General features: G+C 72.4%; 26 protein-coding genes. 16 read left to right on the forward strand and 10 right to left on the reverse strand.

Annotated elements, in window-relative coordinates:
* The first annotated feature begins 224 nt into the window (after positions 1 to 224).
* The 3 genes from ACSHXC_RS36175 (at position 225) to ACSHXC_RS36185 (ending at position 2,177) form a co-directional block, all read left to right on the forward strand.
* Entirely contained in the window at positions 225 to 1,271 is a 1,047-nt protein-coding gene (locus ACSHXC_RS36175) for a fatty acid desaturase family protein (RefSeq protein WP_438297028.1), read from the forward strand.
* Between the two features lie 95 nt (positions 1,272 to 1,366).
* Entirely contained in the window at positions 1,367 to 1,549 is a 183-nt protein-coding gene (locus tag ACSHXC_RS36180; protein ID WP_438295565.1) for a hypothetical protein, read from the forward strand.
* A 76-nt stretch (positions 1,550 to 1,625) separates the two neighbouring features.
* Complete coding sequence (locus tag ACSHXC_RS36185; RefSeq protein ID WP_438295566.1) at positions 1,626 to 2,177, forward strand: MOSC domain-containing protein; 552 nt, start codon at positions 1,626 to 1,628, stop codon at positions 2,175 to 2,177.
* 152 nt (positions 2,178 to 2,329) lie between these two features.
* Here the strand turns inward: ACSHXC_RS36185 and ACSHXC_RS36190 are convergent, their stop codons facing one another.
* The 3 genes from ACSHXC_RS36190 to ACSHXC_RS36200 form a co-directional block, all read right to left on the reverse strand.
* Positions 2,330 to 2,857: an SAM-dependent methyltransferase gene (locus tag ACSHXC_RS36190; RefSeq protein ID WP_438295567.1), complete on the reverse strand. Its 528-nt coding sequence runs from the start codon at positions 2,855 to 2,857 to the stop codon at positions 2,330 to 2,332.
* Between the two features lie 141 nt (positions 2,858 to 2,998).
* Positions 2,999 to 4,021, reverse strand: a complete 1,023-nt coding sequence (locus tag ACSHXC_RS36195; protein ID WP_438295568.1) for a hypothetical protein — start codon at positions 4,019 to 4,021, stop codon at positions 2,999 to 3,001.
* Positions 4,022 to 4,116: 95 nt separating this feature from the next.
* Positions 4,117 to 4,383 (reverse strand): hypothetical protein, encoded by a 267-nt coding sequence (locus ACSHXC_RS36200; protein WP_438295569.1) that lies wholly within the window; start codon positions 4,381 to 4,383, stop codon positions 4,117 to 4,119.
* 137 nt (positions 4,384 to 4,520) lie between these two features.
* On the opposite strand from ACSHXC_RS36200, the gene ACSHXC_RS36205 reads away from it, so the two are divergent.
* Positions 4,521 to 5,417 carry an oxygenase MpaB family protein gene (locus ACSHXC_RS36205; protein ID WP_438295570.1) on the forward strand — a complete coding sequence of 299 codons (897 nt, stop codon included), beginning with the start codon at positions 4,521 to 4,523 and terminating at the stop codon, positions 5,415 to 5,417.
* 7 nt (positions 5,418 to 5,424) lie between these two features.
* On the opposite strand, the gene ACSHXC_RS36210 is transcribed toward ACSHXC_RS36205, so the two are convergent.
* On the reverse strand, positions 5,425 to 5,946 hold the full coding sequence (locus ACSHXC_RS36210) for a PadR family transcriptional regulator (protein WP_438295571.1): 522 nt from the start codon (positions 5,944 to 5,946) through the stop codon (positions 5,425 to 5,427).
* 102 nt (positions 5,947 to 6,048) lie between these two features.
* Between ACSHXC_RS36210 and ACSHXC_RS36215 the strand changes: the two genes are divergently transcribed.
* The gene (locus tag ACSHXC_RS36215; protein ID WP_438295572.1) at positions 6,049 to 6,807 is read left to right on the forward strand and encodes an alpha/beta fold hydrolase; all 759 of its coding nucleotides are present in this window, start codon (positions 6,049 to 6,051) and stop codon (positions 6,805 to 6,807) included.
* 6 nt (positions 6,808 to 6,813) lie between these two features.
* On the opposite strand, the gene ACSHXC_RS36220 is transcribed toward ACSHXC_RS36215, so the two are convergent.
* Positions 6,814 to 7,413 (reverse strand): class I SAM-dependent methyltransferase, encoded by a 600-nt coding sequence (locus tag ACSHXC_RS36220; protein WP_438295573.1) that lies wholly within the window; start codon positions 7,411 to 7,413, stop codon positions 6,814 to 6,816.
* A 169-nt stretch (positions 7,414 to 7,582) separates the two neighbouring features.
* On the opposite strand from ACSHXC_RS36220, the gene ACSHXC_RS36225 reads away from it, so the two are divergent.
* From ACSHXC_RS36225 to ACSHXC_RS36265, 9 genes are all read left to right on the forward strand, one after another.
* On the forward strand, positions 7,583 to 8,350 hold the full coding sequence (locus ACSHXC_RS36225; RefSeq protein ID WP_438295574.1) for an MHYT domain-containing protein: 768 nt from the start codon (positions 7,583 to 7,585) through the stop codon (positions 8,348 to 8,350).
* Positions 8,351 to 8,401: 51 nt separating this feature from the next.
* Complete coding sequence (locus ACSHXC_RS36230) at positions 8,402 to 10,879, forward strand: sensor histidine kinase (protein WP_438295575.1); 2,478 nt, start codon at positions 8,402 to 8,404, stop codon at positions 10,877 to 10,879.
* Positions 10,876 to 11,361, forward strand: a complete 486-nt coding sequence (locus ACSHXC_RS36235) for a roadblock/LC7 domain-containing protein (RefSeq protein WP_438295576.1) — start codon at positions 10,876 to 10,878, stop codon at positions 11,359 to 11,361. Before ACSHXC_RS36230 ends, ACSHXC_RS36235 begins: the two co-directional genes overlap by 4 nt.
* Positions 11,362 to 11,383: 22 nt before the next feature.
* Positions 11,384 to 11,800: a DUF742 domain-containing protein gene (locus ACSHXC_RS36240; protein WP_438295577.1), complete on the forward strand. Its 417-nt coding sequence runs from the start codon at positions 11,384 to 11,386 to the stop codon at positions 11,798 to 11,800.
* Positions 11,781 to 12,374, forward strand: coding sequence for a GTP-binding protein (locus ACSHXC_RS36245; RefSeq protein WP_438295578.1), 594 nt, complete (start codon positions 11,781 to 11,783; stop codon positions 12,372 to 12,374). The genes ACSHXC_RS36240 and ACSHXC_RS36245 overlap by 20 nt, the downstream gene beginning before the upstream one ends.
* 123 nt (positions 12,375 to 12,497) lie before the next feature.
* Positions 12,498 to 12,911, forward strand: a complete 414-nt coding sequence (locus tag ACSHXC_RS36250) for a roadblock/LC7 domain-containing protein (protein WP_438295579.1) — start codon at positions 12,498 to 12,500, stop codon at positions 12,909 to 12,911.
* Between the two features lie 133 nt (positions 12,912 to 13,044).
* Entirely contained in the window at positions 13,045 to 14,085 is a 1,041-nt protein-coding gene (locus ACSHXC_RS36255; protein WP_438295580.1) for a DUF6397 family protein, read from the forward strand.
* A gap of 105 nt (positions 14,086 to 14,190) precedes the next feature.
* Positions 14,191 to 15,108 carry an ATP-grasp domain-containing protein gene (locus ACSHXC_RS36260; RefSeq protein ID WP_438295581.1) on the forward strand — a complete coding sequence of 306 codons (918 nt, stop codon included), beginning with the start codon at positions 14,191 to 14,193 and terminating at the stop codon, positions 15,106 to 15,108.
* Complete coding sequence (locus ACSHXC_RS36265) at positions 15,105 to 15,923, forward strand: ATP-grasp domain-containing protein (protein ID WP_438295582.1); 819 nt, start codon at positions 15,105 to 15,107, stop codon at positions 15,921 to 15,923. The genes ACSHXC_RS36260 and ACSHXC_RS36265 overlap by 4 nt, the downstream gene beginning before the upstream one ends.
* Before the next feature lie 181 nt (positions 15,924 to 16,104).
* On the opposite strand, the gene ACSHXC_RS36270 is transcribed toward ACSHXC_RS36265, so the two are convergent.
* The 5 genes from ACSHXC_RS36270 to ACSHXC_RS36290 all read right to left on the reverse strand — a co-directional run bounded on the left by ACSHXC_RS36270 (position 16,105) and on the right by ACSHXC_RS36290 (position 20,413).
* Positions 16,105 to 16,713: a histidine phosphatase family protein gene (locus ACSHXC_RS36270; RefSeq protein WP_438295583.1), complete on the reverse strand. Its 609-nt coding sequence runs from the start codon at positions 16,711 to 16,713 to the stop codon at positions 16,105 to 16,107.
* A 202-nt stretch (positions 16,714 to 16,915) separates the two neighbouring features.
* Positions 16,916 to 18,118, reverse strand: a complete 1,203-nt coding sequence (locus ACSHXC_RS36275; RefSeq protein ID WP_438295584.1) for an ABC transporter permease — start codon at positions 18,116 to 18,118, stop codon at positions 16,916 to 16,918.
* Positions 18,115 to 18,852 carry an ABC transporter ATP-binding protein gene (locus ACSHXC_RS36280; RefSeq protein ID WP_438295585.1) on the reverse strand — a complete coding sequence of 246 codons (738 nt, stop codon included), beginning with the start codon at positions 18,850 to 18,852 and terminating at the stop codon, positions 18,115 to 18,117. Before ACSHXC_RS36280 ends, ACSHXC_RS36275 begins: the two co-directional genes overlap by 4 nt.
* Positions 18,849 to 19,913 carry a peptidoglycan-binding protein gene (locus ACSHXC_RS36285; protein ID WP_438295586.1) on the reverse strand — a complete coding sequence of 355 codons (1,065 nt, stop codon included), beginning with the start codon at positions 19,911 to 19,913 and terminating at the stop codon, positions 18,849 to 18,851. The genes ACSHXC_RS36280 and ACSHXC_RS36285 overlap by 4 nt, the downstream gene beginning before the upstream one ends.
* A complete protein-coding gene (locus ACSHXC_RS36290; protein ID WP_438295587.1) occupies positions 19,910 to 20,413 on the reverse strand; it encodes a hypothetical protein in 504 nt (167 codons plus the stop codon). The genes ACSHXC_RS36285 and ACSHXC_RS36290 overlap by 4 nt, the downstream gene beginning before the upstream one ends.
* A gap of 162 nt (positions 20,414 to 20,575) precedes the next feature.
* Between ACSHXC_RS36290 and ACSHXC_RS36295 the strand changes: the two genes are divergently transcribed.
* Entirely contained in the window at positions 20,576 to 21,274 is a 699-nt protein-coding gene (locus ACSHXC_RS36295; RefSeq protein WP_438295588.1) for a response regulator transcription factor, read from the forward strand.
* Positions 21,271 to 22,437 (forward strand): sensor histidine kinase, encoded by a 1,167-nt coding sequence (locus tag ACSHXC_RS36300; RefSeq protein ID WP_438295589.1) that lies wholly within the window; start codon positions 21,271 to 21,273, stop codon positions 22,435 to 22,437. Before ACSHXC_RS36295 ends, ACSHXC_RS36300 begins: the two co-directional genes overlap by 4 nt.
* The last annotated feature ends 5 nt before the right edge of the window (positions 22,438 to 22,442 follow it).

Raw genomic sequence — 22,442 nt, forward strand, 5'->3', positions numbered from 1 at the left:
ACAGGAAGGGACGGCCCGGCGGAGGCCTTGCGGGAGTGGCCTGCGTCACATGCGATCCGAGTGGGTGTTGCCAGCACCACCCATGGGCGCGGGGCAGGCCCCCGCGAGCAGAGGGGTGGTGGCTCCATGGTCGTCAAGGGGTGCCGATCCGTACGTTCGGTCAGGTCAGCGCAGGGGACTGCGGGGGACGACCGACCACCGGAGACGACATGTCACAGGCGACCATGCCGCAGCCCGCCACGGGCCTCGGCGCCCCTGCCGAGCCGCGGGCGGGCAGCGAGTTCGCTCCGCTGCTCAAGACGGTGAAGGGGCAGGGCCTGCTCGACCGGCGCACCGGCTGGTACGCGACCCGCATCGCCGTCAACCTGCTTGCCCTGGCCGCGACGGTTGCCGGGATCGTGCTGACCGGCGACACCTGGTGGAATCTGCTGCTCGCCGTGCCGTTCTCGGTGTTCTGGGCCCGCAGCGCCTTCTTCGGCCACGACGCGGGGCACGCCCAGATCACCCGGGGCAAGGGCGCGGGCCGGCTCATCGGCCTGTTCCACAGCGACCTCCTGCTCGGCATGAGCTACGCCTGGTGGAACGACAAGCACAACCGCCACCACGCCAACCCGAACCACATCGACAAGGACCCGGACGTCGGGGTCGGCGCCCTCGTGTGGACCCAGCGCCAGGCCGAGCAGCGCGAAGGCTTCGCCCGCTGGCTCACCCGCAACCAGGCCCGTCTCTTCTTCCCGATGCTGCTCCTGGAGGGCATCGCCCTGAAGGCGTACGGATTCCAGGACCTCAAGCGGCAGCCGCCCCGCGAGCGGGCCGTGGAGGCGCCCCTCCTGATCGCCCACCTCGTCGGTTACGCGACCCTGCTCCTGGGCGTCATGTCGCCGGGCAAGGCGCTGGCCTTCGCCCTGGTGCACCACGCCCTGTTCGGTCTGCACCTCGGCATGACCTTCGCCCCCAACCACAAGGGCATGGAGATGCCCGACCCGAACGACCCCGGGGACTCGGCCTGGGGTCATCTGCGCCGCCAGGTCCTGACCTCGCGCAACGTACGCGGCGGCTTCCTCACCGACTGGCTCCTGGGCGGCCTGAACTACCAGATAGAGCACCACCTCTTCCCGAACATGCCGCGCCCGCACCTCAGGCTCGCCCAGCCGATGGTCCGCGCCCACTGCGCCGCCCTCGGCATCCCGTACGCGGAGACCTCGCTGACCGACTCCTACCGGCAGGCACTGGGTCACATGCACGAGGTCGGCGCGCCGCTGCGGAAGTGACGCATAGTGGAAGCAGAGCTGGAACCAGCGGGCGCCGCCGTGCGTTCTCTGGACAGGAAGAGCGGCCACAGGCCGCGAAAAGGAAGGCGACGGACATGTCGAAGCGCGCGATGATCGCCGCCGGTGGAGTCGTGGCGGGGCTCATCCTGATCCCGCTGATCGGTTTCTGGCTCTCGCTGCTGGTGCTGATCGGCGTCCCCGTGGCGGCCTACCTGATGCTGGACCCGAGCCAGCGCCGCAGGCTGCGGAACATATCCCGCAAGGAGCTCGGCCGCTAGGCAGCCCCTGGATGCCCCCTGACCTGCCGGATAGGCTCGGGCCGATCATTGTCACGGCAGAGGGGAGCTCCGCGCGATGAGCGGCACCAAGGGCACGGTCACGGCGGTCAGCAGCAACGGTGAGTACTCGTTCACCAAGCCGAACCGGGACAGCATCACGCTGCTGCCCGGGCTCGGGGTGGAGGGGGACGTCCACGCGGGCGCGACGGTCAAGCACCGCTCGCGTGTCGCCCAGGACCCGACGCAGCCGAACCTGCGCCAGGTCCACCTGATCCACGGGGAACTGTTCGCCGAGGTCGCCGAGCAGGGCTTCGAGGTCGCCCCCGGGCAGCTCGGCGAGAACGTGACGACGCAGGGCATCGACCTCCTCGGCCTGCCGACCGGCACCCTGCTGCACATCGGTGCCGAGGCGGTCGTCGAGGTCACCGGCCTGCGCAACCCGTGCCTCCAGATCGATGGCTTCCAAAGCGGCCTCCTGAAGCAGGTCGTCGGCCGCGACGCCGACGGCACCATAGTCCGCAAGGCCGGAATCATGAGCGTGGTCCGCACGGGCGGCGAGATCCGCCCGGGCGACCCGATCACGGCCGAACTGCCGGCGGGCCCGCACCGGGCGCTTGAGCGCGTTTAGGGCATTTGGCGCCGAGGGGGGGCTCAACTGGGGTGTGGTGCGCGGGAGTTGAGGCAGGTGCGGGCCGGTCGCCCGCGCTGCCCGAGATGGTGGCACGGGTGGGGACAGCGGGCGTACCGCTCGCCTGCGTCACTCCCCGACCCGCACCCGAGTCACTCGTAGTACTCCCGCATCAGCTCCACCGACCACTCCGGCTGTGCGGTCTCGCCGCGCGGGCCGAACTCGGTCATGTGCGGCTTGATGTCGAGCACCGGCGTGCCGTCCACCGCGTCGAGTCCCGCGACCCGCACCTCCAGACCCTCGACCGCGAGGAGACGGCAGCGCGAGACGCCGAGGCGGTTGGGGCGGTTCTTGCCGCGCTGGGCGAAGATCCCGACCAGCGGCCAGTCCGGGTTGCCGCGCGGGCGCCGCGCGCCGGACTCGATCTTCTCGGGAGCCACCCGGTCGAAGTGGAAGACCACTTCGAGATGCGAGAAGTCCGCGAGACCGTACAGCGCCTCGGGTCCGAACTGCTCCGCGTCGAGCCGGATCACGGCCGTCTCGCGGTCCCAGTGATCATCGGCGACCTCGGCCCGCCCGCCGACCACCCAGCCGACGGGCCGGCACACCACGTCCTGCCCGCCCGAGGCATCCTCGTCCGGGTTCCCGGCCTTGCCTCCGTCAACGGCCTTGCCTGCCATGTCGGTTCCTCCCCGTCGTGCCCGCTCTGCGTGGTGCGCCTCGTCCGGCACTCGATCGGATCGAAGCGCCGGGGGCGATCGTAGGCATGGTGGTGCCGAACGCCTGGCCGGGGTCCGGTCCGGCGAGGCGGCAACCGCGCCTCACGACGGCCGTACGGCCATGGCCTCCAGCGCTTCGAGGAGGGCGGGCAGTTCCGTGCCGCGGCCCACGGGGTGCACCTCGCCGGGGCACTCGTCGAGCAGGACGAAGGCGATGTCGTCCGTCCTGGCGACCAGGGACCAGCCTGGGCCGTCGGCGCGCAGCGTGCGGGCGCCGCCCGGGGCGAAGGCCGAGCGGACGCGGCCGACGGGCGGCGCGGAGTCGAGGTAGCCGCGCAGCTCGGCCAGCACGCGTCGGACCCCGGACAACTCGGCTCCATGGTCGGGGAGTTCGGTGGCGTCCGGGTCCGGGGCAGGGTTCGCGGAGCCCTCTGTACCGCTGGTGGCTCCGCGGGTCTCGGTGTCGTCGGCGTCACCCGGGGCGGGGGAATCCTCGTCCGAGGAGGCGGACACCGCGGGGTCCTCGTGCGGTGCGCGACTCGCAACGGGGGAGCGGTCGCCGTTGCCCTCGCCGGAGCCGGAGCCTGTCGTGTTCTGCGGTGCCGGCCCGAACGCGTCGTCCCCCAGCTGTTCCCGCCACGCCGCCCACTGCAGCGCGACCTCGTCCGCGCCGAGGCGGCGCTGGGCCGGGCCCCACTCGGTCGTGTCGGGGGGTGTGAGCGGAGCCCGGCCCTCTGCTTCGGGGCCGGGGTCGGGGTCGTGCGGGGCCGGGACGTCCGGGGCCGAGATGGCCAGTTCGAGGGGCCAGCCCGGCAGGGCCGCCACCACCGTGCGCTCGTCCGGCGACAGCTCGTACTCCATGCCGCAGTCCCAGGACGCGATCGCGACCGCCACCAGCGACACGTCGTCGACGACCACCGTCCAGCGGGCGCCCGCGCCGTCCTGGCCGAGGACGAGACCGTAGCCCTGGGCGTACGGCCCGAGGCCGAGCGCCGCGCACGCCTCGGGGTAGTCGTCGCCGAGCACGCTCGGGAACTGCGCCGGCGTCAGCAGCACCGCCGTGAGCACGTACAGCGCCTCGTCTGCGGCGGTTGCGGCCGCTTCGGCCTCGTCCGTCCCGGTCACGGAATCCTCCCCTTCGGTTCGCTCGTCGGCGCACCTTAACCAGTGGGTAACGCGGACGTCGAGGGTCGCGAACCATCAACCCGCGGGCGCTCTCCTCAAGCCGTCGGCAGGCCCATCAGCTCCTGGACGACCGCGCTCGGGGACTCGTCGCGGTCGCGGGCCAGCGCGATGACCGCCCGGCACGCAAGCTCGCGCACCCCGAAGGAGAGGGCCTCCGGCGAGACCCAGCCCGCCGCCTCGTCGAGCGCGTCCTGGTCGTCCTCCGCACAGGCCGCGACATACGCGGCCGCCGCCTCGAAGATGTTGTGGTGGCGATCGTCGGCCGCTTGCGACCGGGCCGGCTTCCGGAATCTCCCGAACATCAGGACCACCTTCCCTGGATTCCCCGGGAGTCACCTGGATTCCCGGGGGCGACCCGGCCGCAACGCGGCAGCGCCGATCTCTCAAACGGTCCTGTCCAACGTAGGGTTGAACCTCCGTCGACACATAGGGGGCAGCGGTGACTCGCTTCGACCGGCTCAAGGAAATCCAGCGGCTCGACCCCGAACGGGACTTCCTCGCGATCTACCGGATGTCCTCGACGCTGGAATTCCCCTGGGACTACACGCGCGCCCTGGAGCTCGCGCTGTACCGCACCTACGCCGTGCCCAGCATCGGCCGGCTCCTCGCCGAGACAGCGGAACTGACGGACCGTCCGCAGAAGAGGTACGACGACACCGTCCTCCTCCTCGACACCGTCGTCGAGCACGGCTTCGACAGCGTGGGCGGACGCACCGCCGTGCGTCGCATCAACCAGATGCACCGCTCGTACGACATCAGCGACGACGACATGCGCTACGTGCTCTGCACCTTCGTCGTCATGCCCAAGCGCTGGATGGACTCCTACGGCTGGCGGCGCCTGAGCGACCACGAACTGCGCGCCTCGGCCCGCTACTACCAGACCCTCGGCAAGCACATGGGCATCAAGGACATCCCGGAGTCCTACGAGGAGTTCGAGCGCTGCCTCGACGAGTACGAGGCCGCCCACTTCGGCTTCGACGAGGGGGCGCGGCGGGTGTCCGACGCGACCATCGATCTGATGGCCTCGTGGTATCCGAAGCCGCTGGCCCCTGTGCTGCGCACCGCGAGCCTCGCGCTGCTCGACGACTCGCTGCTGCGGGCGTTCCGTTACGCCCCGCCCGCCCCCGCCGCCCGGACCCTGGTCCGCGGCGCGCTGCGCCTGCGGGCCCGCGCCGTACGCCTGCTCCCGCCGCGCTCCGTTCCTCATCACGCGCGGCAGAACCCCGAGGTCAAGGGCTACCCCAAGGGCTACCGCGTGCCGGAGCTCGGCACGTTTCCGACGCCGGGCGTACGCGGCTGTCCCGTACCGCATCTCAAGGCGACCGAAGGCGAGTGAGCCCGGCTCACTCCAGTGAACGCAGCGTCGTGCGGAGCCACTTGAGCTCCGCAGCGCTGGTGGCCCGGGCGATCGTGAGGATGCCGCGCCGGAACGGGTCGTTCAACTCCTCTGCGGCGATGGGCCGTTCGCCGTCGTAGAAGAAACTCGCGGGCTCCTCCAGGAAGGCCAGCCTGCGGCGCAGTACGGCCGACTGCTCGGCCGGGTCCGGCAGATGGCGCAGAAACGCGAGCAGCGTGAACCAGCGGTTCTCGTCGGTGACATCGAGGCGGTCCGGTTCGGCGAGCCGGTGCAGCAGATCCTGGCGGCCGGCCTCGGTCAGGGTGAGCATGTGCCGGGGTGCGGCCGCCGCCCCCGGCTGGGTCTCGCGGGCCAGCAGTCCCGCCTTCTCCAGGCGCTTGATCGCCGGATAGAGCGTGCTCTCGCCGACCGGGCGCACATGGCCGGTGAGCGCGGTGATGCGCTTGCGCAGCTCGTAGCCGTGCAGCGGCGCTTCGTAGAGGAATCCCAGGATCGCGAGTTCGAGCATGCCCGCATTCTGCCTCATGCATGGTGTACATCGGTGGCACAGTACTGCGTAGCCGATGTATGGTCTCGTTCGAAGGAAGCGACCAGCGACGGGGAGTGCGTCATGCGGCAGGCGGAGTTCGACGGGCGGGGCAGCCGGATCCGGTGGACGGAGGGCGAGGGGGAGGGGCCCGCGCTCGTGTATGTGCACGGCCTGGGTTCCATGTCGGCCGTCTATCACGCGCACATCGCCGGGCATCCCGCGCTCGCGGGCCGCCGCCGGCTCTTCGTCGATCTGCCCGGCCACGGCATCAGCGACCGGCCCGCCGACTTTGGCTACACCCTGGAGGACCACGCGGGCGCGCTCGCGGCGGCCCTCGACGCGGCGGGCGTCACCGGGGCCCAGCTGGTGGCGCACAGCATGGGCGGCGCGGTCGCCATCGTGCTCGCCGACCGCCGCCCCGACCTGGTCACGCGGCTCGTGCTTGCCGAGGCCAACCTCGACCCCAACCCGGCGCCGACGGCGGGCAGCAGCGGCATCGCCTCGTACACCGAGGAGGAATTCGTGCACGGCGGCGGCTTCGCGGCGGTGCTCGGACGCATCGGCCCGCTGTGGGCGGCGACCATGCGGCTCGCCGACCCGCTCGGCCTGCACCGCACGGCCGTCGGCCTCGTGCGCGGCACGGAGCCGACGATGCGCGAGCTCCTCATGAAGCTGCCGGTCGACCGCACCTATCTGGTGGGCGGGCTCGACGACTCTCTGCCCGGTCGCACCGAGCTCGTCGGCTCCGGCGTCCGGGTCGTGACGGTTCCGGACGCCGGCCACAACATCATGTTCGACAACCCGGCCGCCTTCGTGCGCGAAGTGGCCGGGCTGGGCTGACGGCTTTCACTCCTCGCGCACGGCCACCGCGAGGTAGCGCTCGTCCTCGTCGGCGTACGACATCAGCCGCCAGCCGGCCGAGGCGAGCAGCGGGCGCAGCCGGGGCTCCGCCCGCAGGTCGTCGTCGGTGATCCGGCGGCCCTGGCGCGCGGCGAGTGCGGCCCGGCCGATCGGGTGGAACAGGGCGAGGCGGCCGCCGGGGCGCGTGACCCGCGCCAACTCCCTTAGATTCCGGGCTGGTTCGGGCAGATGTGAGATCAGCCCGGCGCCGAACACGACGTCGACGGACGCCGTACGCAACGGCAGCAGGGCCACATCCGCGTGCAGCAGGACGGCATACCGGTCGCGCCCGGCCCGTACGGCTTCGGCGAGCATTTCAGGCGTGAGGTCCGCCCCGAGGACGGTGCCCTCGGGGCCGACCGCGGCGCGCAGCGGCATCAGGGCGCGGCCCGTTCCACAGCCCGCGTCGAGGACGGCATCGCCCTGCGCGAGGCCGAGTTCCGCGACGGCCGCGGCATAGGCCGGGCCGTCGTCGGGGAACTTGCGGTCCCAGTCGGCCGCCCGGGCGGCGAAGAATTCCTGAACGTGTGTGTGGTCTTCGGCCATACCGTCATGATCCCTCATGGGGCACTGATCCGGTGGTGGCTGAAAACCGACTGTGGTGGGCAGGTTCGAACAAAGGGTGGTCGCTCTGGAACATCTCTTCGTCATATTCCAACAGCTTTCGAACTGCGCCCCCGTCGTGCGCCCCTCCCCGGACTAGCGTCCCTGGGCCATGGGACACCTGGACCACGCCGCCTTCGGCTGGCTTACCCCCGTGCTGTCGTACGTGATGGCCTGCATAGGCGCCGCCCTCGGGCTGCGCTGCACCGTTCGCGCCCTGGGGGCGAGCGGGCGTTCCCGGCGCAACTGGCTGATCACCGCCGCGTCCGCCATCGGCACCGGCATCTGGACGATGCACTTCGTCGCGATGCTCGGCTTTGCCGTCACCGGCACCGACATCCGCTACAACGTGCTCCTGACCATCCTGAGCCTCCTCGTCGCCATGGTCTTCGTCGGCGCCGGGGTCTTCGCCGTCGGCTACGGCAAGGACCGCACCCGCTCGCTGCTGCTCGGCGGCCTCGCCACCGGACTCGGTGTCGCGGGCATGCACTACCTCGGCATGGCGGCCCTCAGGCTGCACGGACAGGTTCACTACGACCCCGTGCTCGTCGCGCTCTCCGTCGTCATCGCGGTGGTCGCCGCGACCGCCGCCCTATGGGCCGGGCTCAACATCAAATCGCCGATCGCGGTGGCCGTCGCCTCCCTGGTGATGGGCGCGGCCGTCAGCAGCATGCACTACACGGGAATGATCTCGGTGAGCGTGGACGTCGCGCCGAGCGGCTCCGAGCTGCCCGGGGCGACGGCGATGCAGTTCATCTTCCCCCTCGCCGTCGGCCTCGGGTCCTACCTCTTCATCACCGCCGCCTTCGTCGCCCTCTCCCCGACGGCCCGCGAACGCGCCGAGTACGCCTTGGCCGAACAACTCGCCCCCACCTCCTGAACTGCCGTGCACTGTCCGGTAGTTGGCCCTCATCCGTAAGCGAGGAGATCCGTGCGCATACCCCGCAAGGCCCCGGACGCCGCGCCGCCGATCCCGGTGGGCGCCCGCGGGCGACGCGCCCACGCAGGACCGCCTGCCGCCGACGAACACACCCTCGGGGAACCTCCCGCGCCCCAGGAGACCGAGGCCGTGTGGCGGCTGCGGCCGCGCACCGTACGCGCCAAGATCGTCTCGCTCCTGATGGTGCCCGTCGTCTCACTGCTCGCCCTGTGGGGCTTCGCCACCGTCACCACCGCCCAGGACGTGTCCGCGCTGCGCCAGTCGCGCCGCGTCGACGAACAGGTCCGCACCCCGGTCGCGGCGGCCGTCGCCGAGCTCCAGGCGGAACGGCGCTCAGCCGTACGGTACTTGGCGGCTCCCGCCGACGACCGGGCCGCCGAACTCGACCAGCAGGCCAAGCGCACCGACACCGCGATCGGCAGGCTGAGGCTCGACCAGAAACACACCGTCGCCGACGCGGGCGACCTGCCCGCAGGCGTGAGCGACCGGCTGCGCGCCTTCGTCGCCGAGGCCCTGAAACTGCCCGCGCTGCGCACCGGCGTCCACGACCGCTCCACCGGCTGGGACGCCGCCTACCAGCGGTACACCGACACCATCGGCGCGGGCTTCGATGTCGACGGCGCGCTCGCCGACGTCCGGGCCCCGGCCCTCGGCTCCGGCGCACGCGTCCTCTACGAGTTCGGCCGGGCCGGCGAAATGCTGGCCCGCGAGGACGCGCTGGTGTCCTCCGCGCAGCTCGGCCGCACCTTCACGGCCGAGCACCTGCGCCGCCTGACCGGCGCCGTCGACAGCCGCCGCACCCTCACCGCCGGCGCCACCGCCGACCTGACCGGCCCCGAACACACCGCCTGGGCCACGCTCAGCGGGCAGAGCGCCTACGCCTCCCTCGGCACCGCCGAGGACAAGATCCAGTCCGCCGAGCCGGGGCGTGCCGCCGCCACCGCCGTGGACCCCGCCGCCTGGGACGCCGTCCTCTCCGCCGTGCAGAAGGGCATGCGCGACATCGAGACCGGCGCAGGGGCGAGCGCCGCCGACCGTGCCGACCCGATCGGCCGCGGACTGCTCACCGCGGGCGGCGCCGCCGTCCTGTTCGGCCTCGCCGCCGTCGCCGCCTCCCTCGTCATCTCCGTACGCATCGGACGCGGCCTAGTCGTCGAACTGATCAGCCTTCGCAACAGCGCCCTGGAGATCGCCCGGCGCAAACTCCCCACTGCCATGGGCCGGTTGAGGTCCGGCGAGGAACTCGACATCCAGGCCGAGGCGCCGCCCGGGCCGCCCCCGCGGGACGAGATAGCCCAGGTGGGCGAGGCCCTCGGCACCGTCCACCGGGCCGCCCTGCACGCCGCCGTCGAACGCGCCGAACTGGCCAGCGGCATCTCCGGCGTCTTCGTCAACCTCGCCCGCCGCAGCCAGGTCCTCGTCCACCGCCAGCTCAATCTGCTGGACCGCATGGAGAGGCGCGCCGACGACCCCGCGGAACTGGGCGACCTCTTCCGCCTCGACCACCTCACCACCCGCATGCGCCGGCACGCCGAATCCCTGATCATCCTGTCCGGCGCCGCGCCCGGCCGCGCTTGGAGCGTGCCGGTACCGCTCACCAATGTCGTACGGGCCGCGGTCTCCGAGATCGAGGACTACGCCCGGGTGGAAGTGCGCCGGCTCCCCGAGGCCGCCGTCACCGGCGGCGCCGTCGCCGACCTCACCCACCTGCTGGCCGAACTCGTCGAGAACGCCGCCCAGTTCTCGCCCCCGCACACCAAGGTGCGGGTCACGGGCGAGCCGGTCGGCAACGGCTACGCCCTCGAAATCGAGGACCGCGGGCTCGGCATGGGCGACGAATCCCTCGCCGAGGCCAACCGCAGGATCGAGCAGTCCGAGGCGCTCGACCTCTTCGACAGCGACCGGCTCGGCCTGTTCGTCGTGAGCCGCCTCGCCGCCCGCCACGCCATCAAGGTCCATCTGCGGACCTCGCCGTACGGCGGCACCACCGCGGTCGTGCTGCTCCCGACCGGCCTCCTCCAGGCCGCCGTCGCAGCCGCCCCCCAGCCCGCGCGGGCCACCGCCCGGCGCGAGGACCGGCCGCGCGACGAACCCCGCAGGAGGATCGAGGTGCCCCTCGAAGAACCGCCCCGGCCGGCCCTGGTCGCCCAGCAGGCACCCCCGGCCGCCCGGCCCGAACCGCCCGGCGTCACCACGCTGCGCCAGCGGGCCCGCAGCATCGCCCCGGACGGCGCGGAGGCCGGACTTCCGCGCCGGGTACGCCAGGCGAGCCTCGCCCCCCAACTGCGCGAGGCCCCCGTCCCCGAACCCGACACCGGCCCGGACGCCGCCTCGCCCACCCCCGAGCAGGCCCGCGACCGCATGACGGCCTACATGGGTGGCTGGGCCCGCGGCGCCGCCGCCCGCACAAGCACCCCCGCACCGGGCGAGCCCGGCGCCGGCCACCCGAGCGAAGGAGACCGCGCATGATCGACCACCAGAGGCTCGACACCCCGCACCACACCGGGGCGGCACCCGGCTCCGAGGCCCGCTGCGGGTCCCGCTCCGGCTCCGGCGAACTCGACTGGCTGCTGGACGACTTGGTCATGCGGGCGGGCGAGGTCCGGCACGCCGTCGTCCTGTCCAACGACGGCCTCGCCGTCGGCGCCTCCAGCGCCCTGACCCGCGAGGACGCCGAACACCTCGCCGCCGTCGCCTCCGGATTCCACAGCCTCGCCAAGGGAGCCGGACGCCACTTCCACGTCGGGGGAGTGCGCCAGACCATGGTCGAGATGGACGACGGCTTCCTCTTCGTCGCGGCCGCCGGAGACGGCTCCTGCCTCGCCGTGCTGTCCTCGCTCACCACCGACATCGGGCTCATCGCGTACGAAATGGCGCGCCTGGTGAAACGTGTCGGCGAACACCTCTACACGCCGCCGCGCCACATCGTGCGCCCGCCGGCCGCCGGTTGACCGGAAAGGGGACGCCCACCCCATGAACGAGCACCCGCCGGAAGGCCCCGCGTACCGGCCGAGCCACTGGTACGACGCCGAAGCGGGGCCGCTGGTCCGTCCGTACGCCATGACCGGCGGCCGCACCGCACCCGGTCCCAGCGGCGTACGCCTCGACCTCATCGCGCTCGTCACGCTCGCCGCGCCGCAGGGCCCCGGGCCCGCCGAGGAATCCCTCCTCGGCCCCGAACACCGGGCGCTGCTCGCCCTGTGCCGCACGGAGACCCAGTCCGTCGCCGAACTCGCCGCCGACGCGGACCTGCCCGTCGGCGTCGTACGCGTCCTCGTCGGGGACCTGCTCGAAGCCGGCCACGTGGTCGTCAGCCGGCCCGTACCGCCCGCGCAACTGCCCGACGAGATCATCCTGAGAGAAGTGATCGATGGCCTCCGAGCCCTCTGAACCCACCCCCGCCCTCGCGCTGAAGATCCTCGTCGCGGGCGGATTCGGCGTGGGCAAGACCACCCTGGTCGGAGCGGTCAGTGAGATACGGCCGCTGCGTACCGAGGAACTCCTGAGCGAGGCGGGGGAGTCGGTGGACGACACCGATGGTGTGGACCAGAAGACCACGACCACCGTCGCCATGGACTTCGGCCGGATCACCATCCGCTCGGGCCTGTCCCTCTACCTGTTCGGCACGCCGGGGCAGGACCGATTCTGGTTCCTGTGGGACGAGCTCTCCCAAGGGGCGCTCGGCGCCGTCGTCCTCGCCGACACCCGCCGCCTTGAGGACTGCTTCCCGGCCGTCGACTACTTCGAGCACCGCCGCATCCCGTTCGTCGTCGCCGTCAACTGCTTCGCCGGAGCCCGCTCCTACGGCGCGGCCGACGTGTCCGCGGCCCTCGACCTGGACCCGGGCACCCCCGTGGTGCTGTGCGACGCCCGCGACAGGGACTCCGGGAAGGAGGTCCTGATCCGGCTCGTCGAATACGCGGGGCGCATGCACACCGCGCGCCTGCTCGACTCGGTCGGCTGATGCGCCGCCCGCGCCCGCCGCGCGACTCCCCGGCGCCCGGCACCGCTTGCCCGTGGCGCGCCGGTGGTGAAGGGTGGCAGGGGAACGGGGAAACGGGGAACTGCATGAGCGGGGAGGCCTGACATGGCTCTGAACAAGGAACTCGACTGGCTGCTCGACGACCTGACCCGGCGGGTCGAGCACGTACGCCACGCGATCGTGCTGTCCAACGACGGTCTGGTCACCGCCGCGAGCGCCGACCTGAAGCGGGAGGACGCGGAACACCTGGCCGCGGTCTCTTCCGGGCTGCACAGCCTCGCCAAGGGCTCGGGCCTGCACTTCCGGGCCGGCAAGGTCCGCCAGACGATGGTCGAATTCGACGAGGGTGTCCTGTTCGTCACCGCCGCCGGCGACGGCAGCTGCCTGTGCGTGCTCGCCTCCGCGGAGGCCGACATCGGCCAGATCGCGTACGAGATGACCCTTTTGGTCAACCGGGTGGGCGAGCACCTCTCGGTGGCGGCGAGGCAGCCCGGGAACCTTGGCGTGACCGAGCTCTGAACTGTCTGAACAGGCGCTTCGCGCGCCGGATTTGAGTTGTCCACAGGCCGAGCGGGATGTCCGTGCGGCGGGTTACGGTCGTCACCGAGAGTATTCGTCTCTCGCGTACTCGTTCCTCACGGGGGAGGATCCGATGACCGTCTTCACCGCTGTCACCACCAAGAACGCCGTTGTGCCCGCCGTCGCCGCCGGTGCGGCACCGGCCGGGCCACGCCTCGCACCCGGCGCCGCCGCCCGCGAACTGGAGCTCAGGCGCGGCGAGTTCGAGCTGGCCGTCCAGCTCGGCCACATTCGCACCGTCCCTGACCCGGGCGGGGGACAGCGCCGGGTCACCGCGCGCGAGGTGGCCCGGCTGAGAGCCGCGGCCGACTTTCCCGAGGGCCTGCGCGAACGGGTGCGGACCGTCGGCACCGGCGAGGGCGCCGACCTGCTCGGCATCGCACCGGGGCGCTTCACCAAACTGGCCCGCACGGGCCGGCTCACCCCGGTGCGCTGCTACCTCAACCGCTACCGGGCGGTCGTCTGGCTCTACCTGGCCGACGAACTGGTCGAACTGGCCCTGCGTGACCCGGAGTTGCTGAGCGGCCGCCACCCGGAGCCCGACGGCGGCCAGGACTGGCGGGCGCGCAACTGGCGCGGGCGCAGGATCGCCATGCTGGCCCGCCAGACCGACGACCAGTGGGAACAGGCGGCCGCGGTCGCCTCCGCCCTCGACAGCGCACACCTCGCCGAGATCGTCCGGGATCCTTACGAACGGGCCTGCCTCAGGCGTCTGCAACCCGAGACGTTCAGGATCCACCCCGAGTCCGCGATCGCCCAGGCCATCGTCGACCGGGTGCTCCTGGCGGACGAGCCGGACGAGATCGAGTGGTTCCGGCTGCTCCTGGTGGAGGCCCTCGCGGACGCGCGGGACCAGTGCCCGGCGCCGCGCCCGATCGGGGACCCGGCGGCGGAGCGGGGCATCCCGGCGGCCGCGGAGCCGGTGACGAAGCGGGGTGTCCCGGCCGGCGTGGAGCCGCCCACGCCGCGGCCCTTGGGGCGGACCGGCCCACGGACCGCCGCTCCCGCGCCGCGTCCTGGCGGAGCCGAGCGCGCCCGGCGGGGGCCCATCCCCCGGGCGAAAGGAGCGCCGGTACAGCGAAGTCTGCTGAGGCGGCTACGGCGGGGAAAGTAGCCGGGCCGGGGTGGGCGGTCGACCCGGCCGAAGTTCATGACATCCTGTGACGTCACAGCTCGCCGGACGGGATCGGCGGACGTCCGGGCATTACGGGGAAGGTCGATGAGGCTCTGCTTCCTGGTGGAAGAGCACTACCGCCATGACGGCATGCCCGTCGAGGTGATCCGCCAACTCGACGCCTGGGGGCACCAGGTCGATGTGGTGCGCCCCGGCGGGTCCCTGCTGCGGATGTCGGAGGCCGTCCGCGCGGGCAGCCACGACGCCTGGGTGCTCAAGACGGTGTCCGGCGGCCCGGGGCTCCCGCTCCTGGAAGCCGCCGCCGCGGTCGGCCTGACCACGGTCAACGATGTGCGGTCCATCCGCGGCGTACGGGACAAGGCGCTCGCCTCGGCCATCGGCCGCAGCCGGGGCCTCCCGGTGCCGATGACGTACGCGGCCGCCCGGCCCGAACTGCTCGCGGAGATATCCGAGTCCGAGTACCCGCTGGTGGTGAAGCCCGCCGACGGAAGCTCGGGCCGGGCCGTGCACCTCGTGCCGTCGCCGGACCGGCTCGATGCGATGCTGCCCGTCCTCGCGGGGGAGGGGATGCTCATAGCCCAGCCGTATGTCCCCAACTCGGGCATCGACCTCAAGGTGTACTGCGTCGGAGGCGAGCTGTACGCCACCGAGCGCCGCTCGCCGCTCCACCCCGACCAGGGCGTCCGCGAACGCCATGTCCCGCTGCCCGCCGAAGTGGCCGCCATCGTCGACCAGGTCGGCGCGGTCTACGGCCTCGACCTGTACGGCGTGGACGTGCTGCTCGGCCCGGACGGGCCGGTGGTCGTCGACGTGAACGACTTCCCGAGCTTCCGACAGGTTCCGGACGCGGCGGCCAAGGTGGCCCGCGCGGTGCTCGAACTGGCCCGCACGGGCAGCGAGGTCGCCGCCGCGGCCTTCGTGTCCGGGACGGGGCGGATCCCGGAGCAGTCGTTCGGGGCACAGCCCGTCCGGAGCTCGGCGGGGGCGGGAGAGGGCCGGTGAGGGACACGACGACGGTCGGGCTCATCACGCCCGAGCCGGACCATCCGCTGCTCTCCGCCACGACAGAACTGCTCAGCGGCGAACACCGGGTGGTGGCGGTCCACCCGGAGGCGGCCGACGCAGCGGTGCTCGGCCCGCTCGCGGACGTCTACCTGCTGAAGTCGCGCACGCCCCGGGCTCTCGCGCTGGCCCGGGACCTGGAGTCCCGGGGGGCCGCGGTGATCAACTCGGTGGAGGCGACCACCCTGTGCCAGGACCGTACGGCCATGGCGGAGCGGGCCCGTGCCGCGGGGCTGCCTTTCTCGGCGACCCGCACGTTCGGTTCGCTGGCCGAGCTCGCGGCCGATCCGGGGCCGGCCGGTCCGCTGGTGGTGAAGAGCCGCCACAGCAGACGGCACGACCTCGTGGCGCGCGTCGACGGCCCGGGCCGGTTGGCCGAGCTGGCCGATGCCTGGGCGGATGAGCCCGTCGTGGCGCAGGAGTTCGCCGAGAACAGCGGCTATGACCACAAACTGTGGGTGATCGACGGCACGGTGTTCGCGGCACTGCGCCGCTCCGAGCTCGCTCCCGAGGGCCGCGGCCTCACTGTCCCGCTCGCGCTCGGTGAACTGCCGTCCGGCTGGGCCGAGTTGGTGGTCGAGGTGGGCGATGTCTTCGGCCTCGACGTCTACGGGGTCGATGTCATAGACACGGGCGACGGCACCCCGCTGATCGTCGACATCAACGCGTTCCCCGGGATCCGGGGGCAGGCCGGCGCTCCGGAGGCCCTGGCGGCGCTGGCGCTGCGCAGGGCCCGTGCGGTGGTGGCGGCCTGAGGGGCTGTCGCTGAACCCGGTCCGGGTTCGCGGCGCCTGGCGTGCGCATCGCCTGAGCTTGGTGCGCCCTGGCAGGCACGGGTCAGTGGGCCCCGCCCCTGCTTGTCGCACCTCGCACGCGCGCACCAGATCCCGCAGACCGATCCGGACGGAGCGAGTCACACGCCCCGGGCCGGCCCGCTCAGTTCGCCGTGTGCTGCAGCACCGAGTTCCAGGCGGTGATGACCGGGCGGTCGTGTTCGCGGCCGAGGCGGGACACCGCGCCCGTGTCGAGGACGAACAGCGCGCCGCCGGAGGCGGGCAGGCCGAGGTAGCGGGCCGTGAGGACGCGCAGGAAGTGGGAGTGGGCGATGAGGACGACGTCCTCGTCGCTCGCGCGCAGGGCCGCCTCGGCCTCGGCCAGCACGCGGTCGGCCCGCGCGCCCACTTCGGCCGGGCGCTCGCCGGGGTGGTCGGCGGGGCCGGGGGCGACGCCGTCGGTCCACAGGTTCCAGTCGGGGCGGCTGCGGTGGATCTCCACGGTGGTGATGCCCTCGTAGCCGCCGTAGTCCCATTCATGGAGATCCGGGGTGATTCGGGCGTTCTTGAATCCGGCCAATTCGGCCGTATGCACGGCTCGTTGGAGTGGGCTGACCAGAGCGAGGCCGACGGGCCGGTCGGCGAGCAGCGGCGCGACCGCGCGGGCCTGCTCTTCCCCGTGTGCCGTGAGCGGCAGGTCGGTGTAGCTCGTGTGCCGTCCCGACAGTGACCATTCGGTCTCCCCGTGACGTACGAGGATCAACTCACCCATGGCTGTGTATTCCGTTCTCCGTGTGCGTCCCCCGGGCCGGTACCGCCCCGGCCGTACGCGAGGACAACCGTCGAGGGTGCGCACGCATTCCGTGCGCACCGGCGTGTCGGGCGTCGGGTACCTCACGTGCGGGGGTGGCATCCTGCGGGCCGGGCCGGGCCGGACGGCTCGGGTCCGGCCCGCAGAGTGGGGACCGCGGCGCTCAGACGGAGTGCAGGGCAAGCGTCGGGGACAGCCGGGATGCGCGGACCGCCGGATAGAGCCCGGCGACCGTCCCGATCACCAGGGTCGCGCCGAAGCCCCCGGCGACCGCCCACGGCGGAATCACCCAGGGGATGCCGCTCGCCACCGAGTACACCGCTGTCGCCGCGCCGCCGAGCACGATGCCGGCCGCGCCGCCGAGCCCGGACAGGAGCAGCGACTCGGTGACGAACTGGCCCCTGATCTGGCCCCGGGTCGCGCCGATGGAACGGCGCAGGCCGATCTCGTAGCGGCGCTCCAGAACAGAAATGATCATGGTGTTGGCGACGCCGACCCCGCCGACCAGGAGCGCCACCCCGCCGAGCCCGAGCAGCAGACTGCTGAACGCGCCCTCCGTGGCGGCCTTCGCCTGTAGGCCGGAGGACGGGTCGGTGACGCTGACATTGCGCGGCGTCTCGGGCGAGACCGTGCGCGGGATCAGATCGTGGACCCGGTCGACCGAGGCATCGGCGGAGCGTTCGTAGATGGCCGTGGGACGGCCGTCGAAGCCGAGGCGGCCGGTTGCGACGTCCCAGCCGACCAGCGCCGAGCGGGCGATGTCGGGGGCCAGCGGCAGCGGGTCGAGGATGCCGAGCACGGTGAAGTACTGGCCGTTGATGAACACCTGCTGCCCGGGTGCGGTGATGCCGAGCCGCCCCGCCGCCACATCGCCGAGCACCACCGACGGGTATTTCCCGGTGGCCGAGTTGAGGAAGGTCCCGCTGCGCATCGTGCCGCGCAAGGTCGTGAGCAGGTCGTCCGTGGCGGCCTGGACCTGGATGCCGCCCGTGATGGTCTCGGGGATCTTCTCCGAGCGGCGTACGGTCTGCGGCACCGAGCCCGTCGCGCCGACGTGCTCCACCCCGGCGATCCGCCCCACCCGCCCGGCCGCGTCCTTCGCCAGCGGCACCGGCTTCCCGGTCAGCAGGTCCGTGCCGGGCGTCACGACCAGCATGTTGGTGCCGAGCTTGTCGAGCTCCCGGAGCAACTGCTCCTTGCCGGACGCCGAGATGCCCACCACCGCGATCATGGTGGCGATGCCGATCGCGATGCCGAGCGCCGAGAGCACCACCCGCAGCGGGCGGCTGCGCATCCCGGCGGCACCGGTGTGCAGGACGTCGCGCGGGCCGAGCCGAGCCGGCCTGAGCACCGGCCGCCCGCTCATCGGACGTCCTCGGAGCACGTCGGACGGCCATCCCCGGGAGGCACGCGGACGTCCCGCACCACACGCCCGTCCCGGATCCGCACCTGGCGCGGCAGCCGTGCCGCGATCTCCGTGTCGTGAGTGATCACGGCGATGGTCGCGCCCTCCTCGTTGAGTTCCTGGATCAGCTCCATCACCGCTTCGCCGGAGGCTGAGTCGAGCGCGCCCGTCGGCTCGTCGGCGAGCAGCAGATCGGGCTCGCCGACGACCGCGCGGGCGATGGCCACCCGCTGCTTCTGACCGCCGGACAGCTCGTGCGGCCGGTGCCTCATACGGTCGCCCAGGCCGACCCGCTCCAGGGCCACGCCCGCCCGCCTGCGGCGTTCGGCGCGCGGCAGCCCGGAGTAGAGGAGCCCCTCGGCCACGTTGTCCTGCGCGCTGATGCCCGGTACGAGATGGAAGGCCTGGAAGACGAAGCCGATGTGCTGCGCCCGCAGCGCCGAGAGTTTGCGGTCGGTGAGGGTGGCCGCGTCGTGCCCCGCGATGGTCACGGACCCGGAGGTCGGCAGGTCGAGGGTGCCGATGATGTGCAGCAGGGTGGACTTGCCCGAGCCGGACGGGCCGACGATGGCGAGGAGTTCGCCCCGCTCGACGGTGAGGTCCACCCCGCGCAGCGCGGCGACCCCGCCCGGGTACTCCTTGGTCACGCCGGTCAGTTCGACCACGGGCGGCTGGGTGAGTGCGGCGGTGCTCATGTCGAGGGCACCCCGACCGGCAGGCCCGAGCGCAGGCCGTCGCCGGATATCTCGACCCGCCCCTGCGCGAACATGCCGAGCCTCACCTTCACTTCGCGTGCCTTGCCGTCCGCGACCACCTGCACCCCGAACGAGCCGTCGTCGAGCGCGAGCAGCGCACCGACCGGCACGCTCAGCACGTTCCTACGGGTCTCACCGGTGAGCCGCACGGTCGCGGGGGACTTGTCGATGCCCTTGACCTTGCCGGGGTCGTCGAAGGTGACGGTCACCGCGATCCGGGGCGTCTTGTCGTTCGGGTCGTCGCCCGCCTTGGCGGTCCCGCCGACCGAGGACACCGTGCCCGAGGTGGTGGTCCCGTCGGGCAGCTCCACCTGCACCTTGCCGCCGGCTTTGGCGAGCGCCGCGTCCGACACCTTGAGCCGGAGCTGGACGACCCGGTCGGAACTGGTCGTGGTCATGACCTTCTGGCCGGATGCGGTGCGGTCGCCCACCGCGGCGTCCGCGCTCTGCACCCGGACCGGACCGGTGGCGAAGGCGATCTGCTCGGGGCCCACCTGCCCGCTCTGCGCGAGACCGTGCTCCTTCTGCCAGCGCTTGACCGCGTCGGTGGTTCCGGGCGTGAACGTCTCGTCGTCGGCCAGCCCGCTGCCGTACCCCAGCGCCCGCAGGTTGGCCTTCAACTGCCGTACGTCGGCGCCCTTGTCGCCGCTCTTGAGGACCCGGTACATCGGCTCGGACCCGTACATCAGCCGGACGTCCTTCCCGTCGACCGCGTACAGCCTGCCGTCCCGCCCGATGCTCGAACCGCTGCCCGCGATCCAGGTCAGGGTGCCGCCCGCTCCCGCGTTGAGCTTGCTCTCGCGGGAGTAGCCGAGGGTGCCGTCGACGCTGGTGCTGCTCACCAGATCGCCCTGCTGGATGGGCGCGGTGGCGGGTGGAAGGCCGGTCTGCCGCTGTCCGGAGTCCTTGGGACCGGGTTGAGCGAGGCCCGTGACGGCGAACCCGCCGCCCGTCACGGCCGCCACCGCGACCACCGCCGCGATCATGGTCCGGGGCCTCATGCGGCGCACTCGTTGAGGGCCTTCATGAACGTGTCCTTGTCGACCCCGTCGGGAATCCTGAAGCCGCTGCTGCGACCGCCCTCGACCTTCGGGTCCGGCATGTCGAAGCCCTTGCCCCGCAGGCACTGCGCGATCTTGACCTGCTGGTCCTGCTGCTTCGGGTCGGGGGCGCCGGTGCCGCCGCCTCCCTCGACACCCGAGCCGCACGCGTTGAGCGCCTTGTTCCACTTTTCCGCCGAGGTACCCGGGGGCTGGGAAAGGGACTGGGCGTAGGGGTTCTCTCCCGGCTTGAGGTCGGGCACGTCCATGCCCTGCTTGCGCAGGCAGCCGCGCAGCGCCTGGGCCTTGTCGGCGGCCGACGCGTCCCCGCCGGAGCCGTTGCCGGAGGCGCCCGAATCCTTCCCCGGGCCCCCGCCCGACGAGCCCGAACAGCCGGAGGCGAACAGGGCGAGACCTGCCATCCCGGATGCCAGGACCAGGGTGAACCGGTGGTTCCTCATCGTTTCTCTCCTCGCGGACATGCGTGGACGCGGCAGCGCGCGCCGGCCGCCGGGCAGCGGCCGAGGAGAGCGTCCAGGAACCCGCTGTTTCGTTTCCCTTACGGCGCCCGCCGCCGCTCGCCGTAACAACGACGAAAGGTCCGTTTCCGGTAGACAGGGGGCATGCGCGTACTGGTGGTGGAAGACGAGGCGTTCCTGGCCACGATGATCGCCGAGGGCCTGCGCCGCGATGCGATCGCGGTGGACGTCGCCCTCGACGGCCTCAGCGGGCTCCGCAAAGTACAGCTCGGCGACTACGACGTCCTCGTACTCGACCGTGATCTGCCCGGCCTGCACGGCGACGAGGTGTGCCGCCAGGTCGTGGCCGGGGGACTGCTCACCCGGGTGCTCATGCTCACCGCATCGGGCACCGTGCGCGACCGGGTCGAGGGCCTCGGGCTCGGCGCCGACGACTACCTCACCAAGCCGTTCGCGTACGACGAACTCCTCGCCCGGGTGCTCGCGCTCGGCCGCCGCGCTCGGCCCGCGCTGCCCCCGGTCATCGAGCGGGCCGGAACCGTCCTGGACACCGCACGCCGACGGGCGAGCCGCCACGGCCGGGAACTCGCCCTGACCCGCAAGGAGTTCGCCGTCCTGGAAACGCTGATGCGGGCCGACGGCGGGGTGGTCAGCGGCGAGGACCTCATCGAGCAGGTGTGGGAGGAGCACGCCGGGTACGACACCAATCCGGTACGGGTCGCCCTCAGCAGGCTGCGCGCCAAACTCGGCGACCCACCGGTGATCGAAACCGTCCCCGGAGCGGGCTACCGCATCGCCCGCGACCCCGAAGGCATCGAGGGCGCCCGGCGGGCCGAACGATGATCGACCGCCTGCTGCCCACCACCGAGCGGGCCCGGCTGACCGCCCTGTACGGCGGGCTGCTCCTGCTCGCCGGATGCGTACTGGTCGGCGTGATCTACGTATTCGTCCAGTACGGCCTCGACAGCCGAATCGGCACCGCCTTCACGGGAGTTGCGCCCGGCGGCCGGACCGAACCGAAGCCCACCGCCACCCCGCCCGGCGATCTCATCCCGTCCGAGCAGGCGGGCGAGCACGCCAGGACCCAGGTCGTCCAGGTGGTCGCGGCCACCACGCTCAACCGGCTGCTGACCGTCTCCGGGATCGCGCTCGCCGTCTTCGCCGTGCTCTCGGTGTTCCTGGCCTGGTGGATGGCGGGGCGGGTGCTGCGCCCGGTCGGCCTCATCACCGCCACCGCGCGCAAGCTCTCCGGCGAGAACCTCCACCAGCGCATCGACCTCGCGGGACCTCCCGGCGAACTCAAGCAACTCGCCGACACCTTCGACCAGATGCTGGGCCGGATCGAGCAACTCGTCGGCGCCCAGCGGAGGTTCGCCGCGAACGCGGCCCACGAACTGCGCACACAGCTCGCCGTCCAGCGGGCCGCCGCCGAGATCGGCCTCGTCGACCCCGACCCGGAGCGGATCAAGTGGATCCGCGGTGAACTTCTCCAAGTGGCCGACAGCAGTGAGCAGTTGATCGATTCGCTCCTCCTGCTCGCCGCCACCGACCAGGGCCTGGAGCACCGCGAACCGGTGGCCCTCGACGAGAGCGTGGCCGTCGTCACCGGTGAACACCGCGACGAGGCGAACGAACGGGGCATCACCCTTACGACCGCCCTGGAACCCCTGACCGTCGAGGGTGACCCCGTGCTGCTCACCCATCTGATCCGCAACCTGATCGGCAACGCGCTCCGCTACAACCACCGCGACGGCAGCGTCCACATCGCCCTCGCCGCGGCCGACCGCACGCTCAGGATCACGAACACCGGCCCGGCCGTGCCGCAGGACGCGGTGCCGGCGCTCTTCGAACCCTTCCGCCGCCTGAACGAACGCAGGCACGCGCCCGGCGAGGGTGCCGGCCTCGGCCTGGCCCTGGTCGCCTCCGTCGCGCGCGCCCACGGCGGCGAGGCCACCGCCGAGGCGAATCCGGGCGGCGGCCTCACGGTGACCGTCCGGCTGCCCTGACCCGG

Origin of the sequence: Streptomyces sp. HUAS TT7 (assembly GCF_051550175.1) — a bacterium.
Classification (GTDB): domain Bacteria; phylum Actinomycetota; class Actinomycetes; order Streptomycetales; family Streptomycetaceae; genus Streptomyces.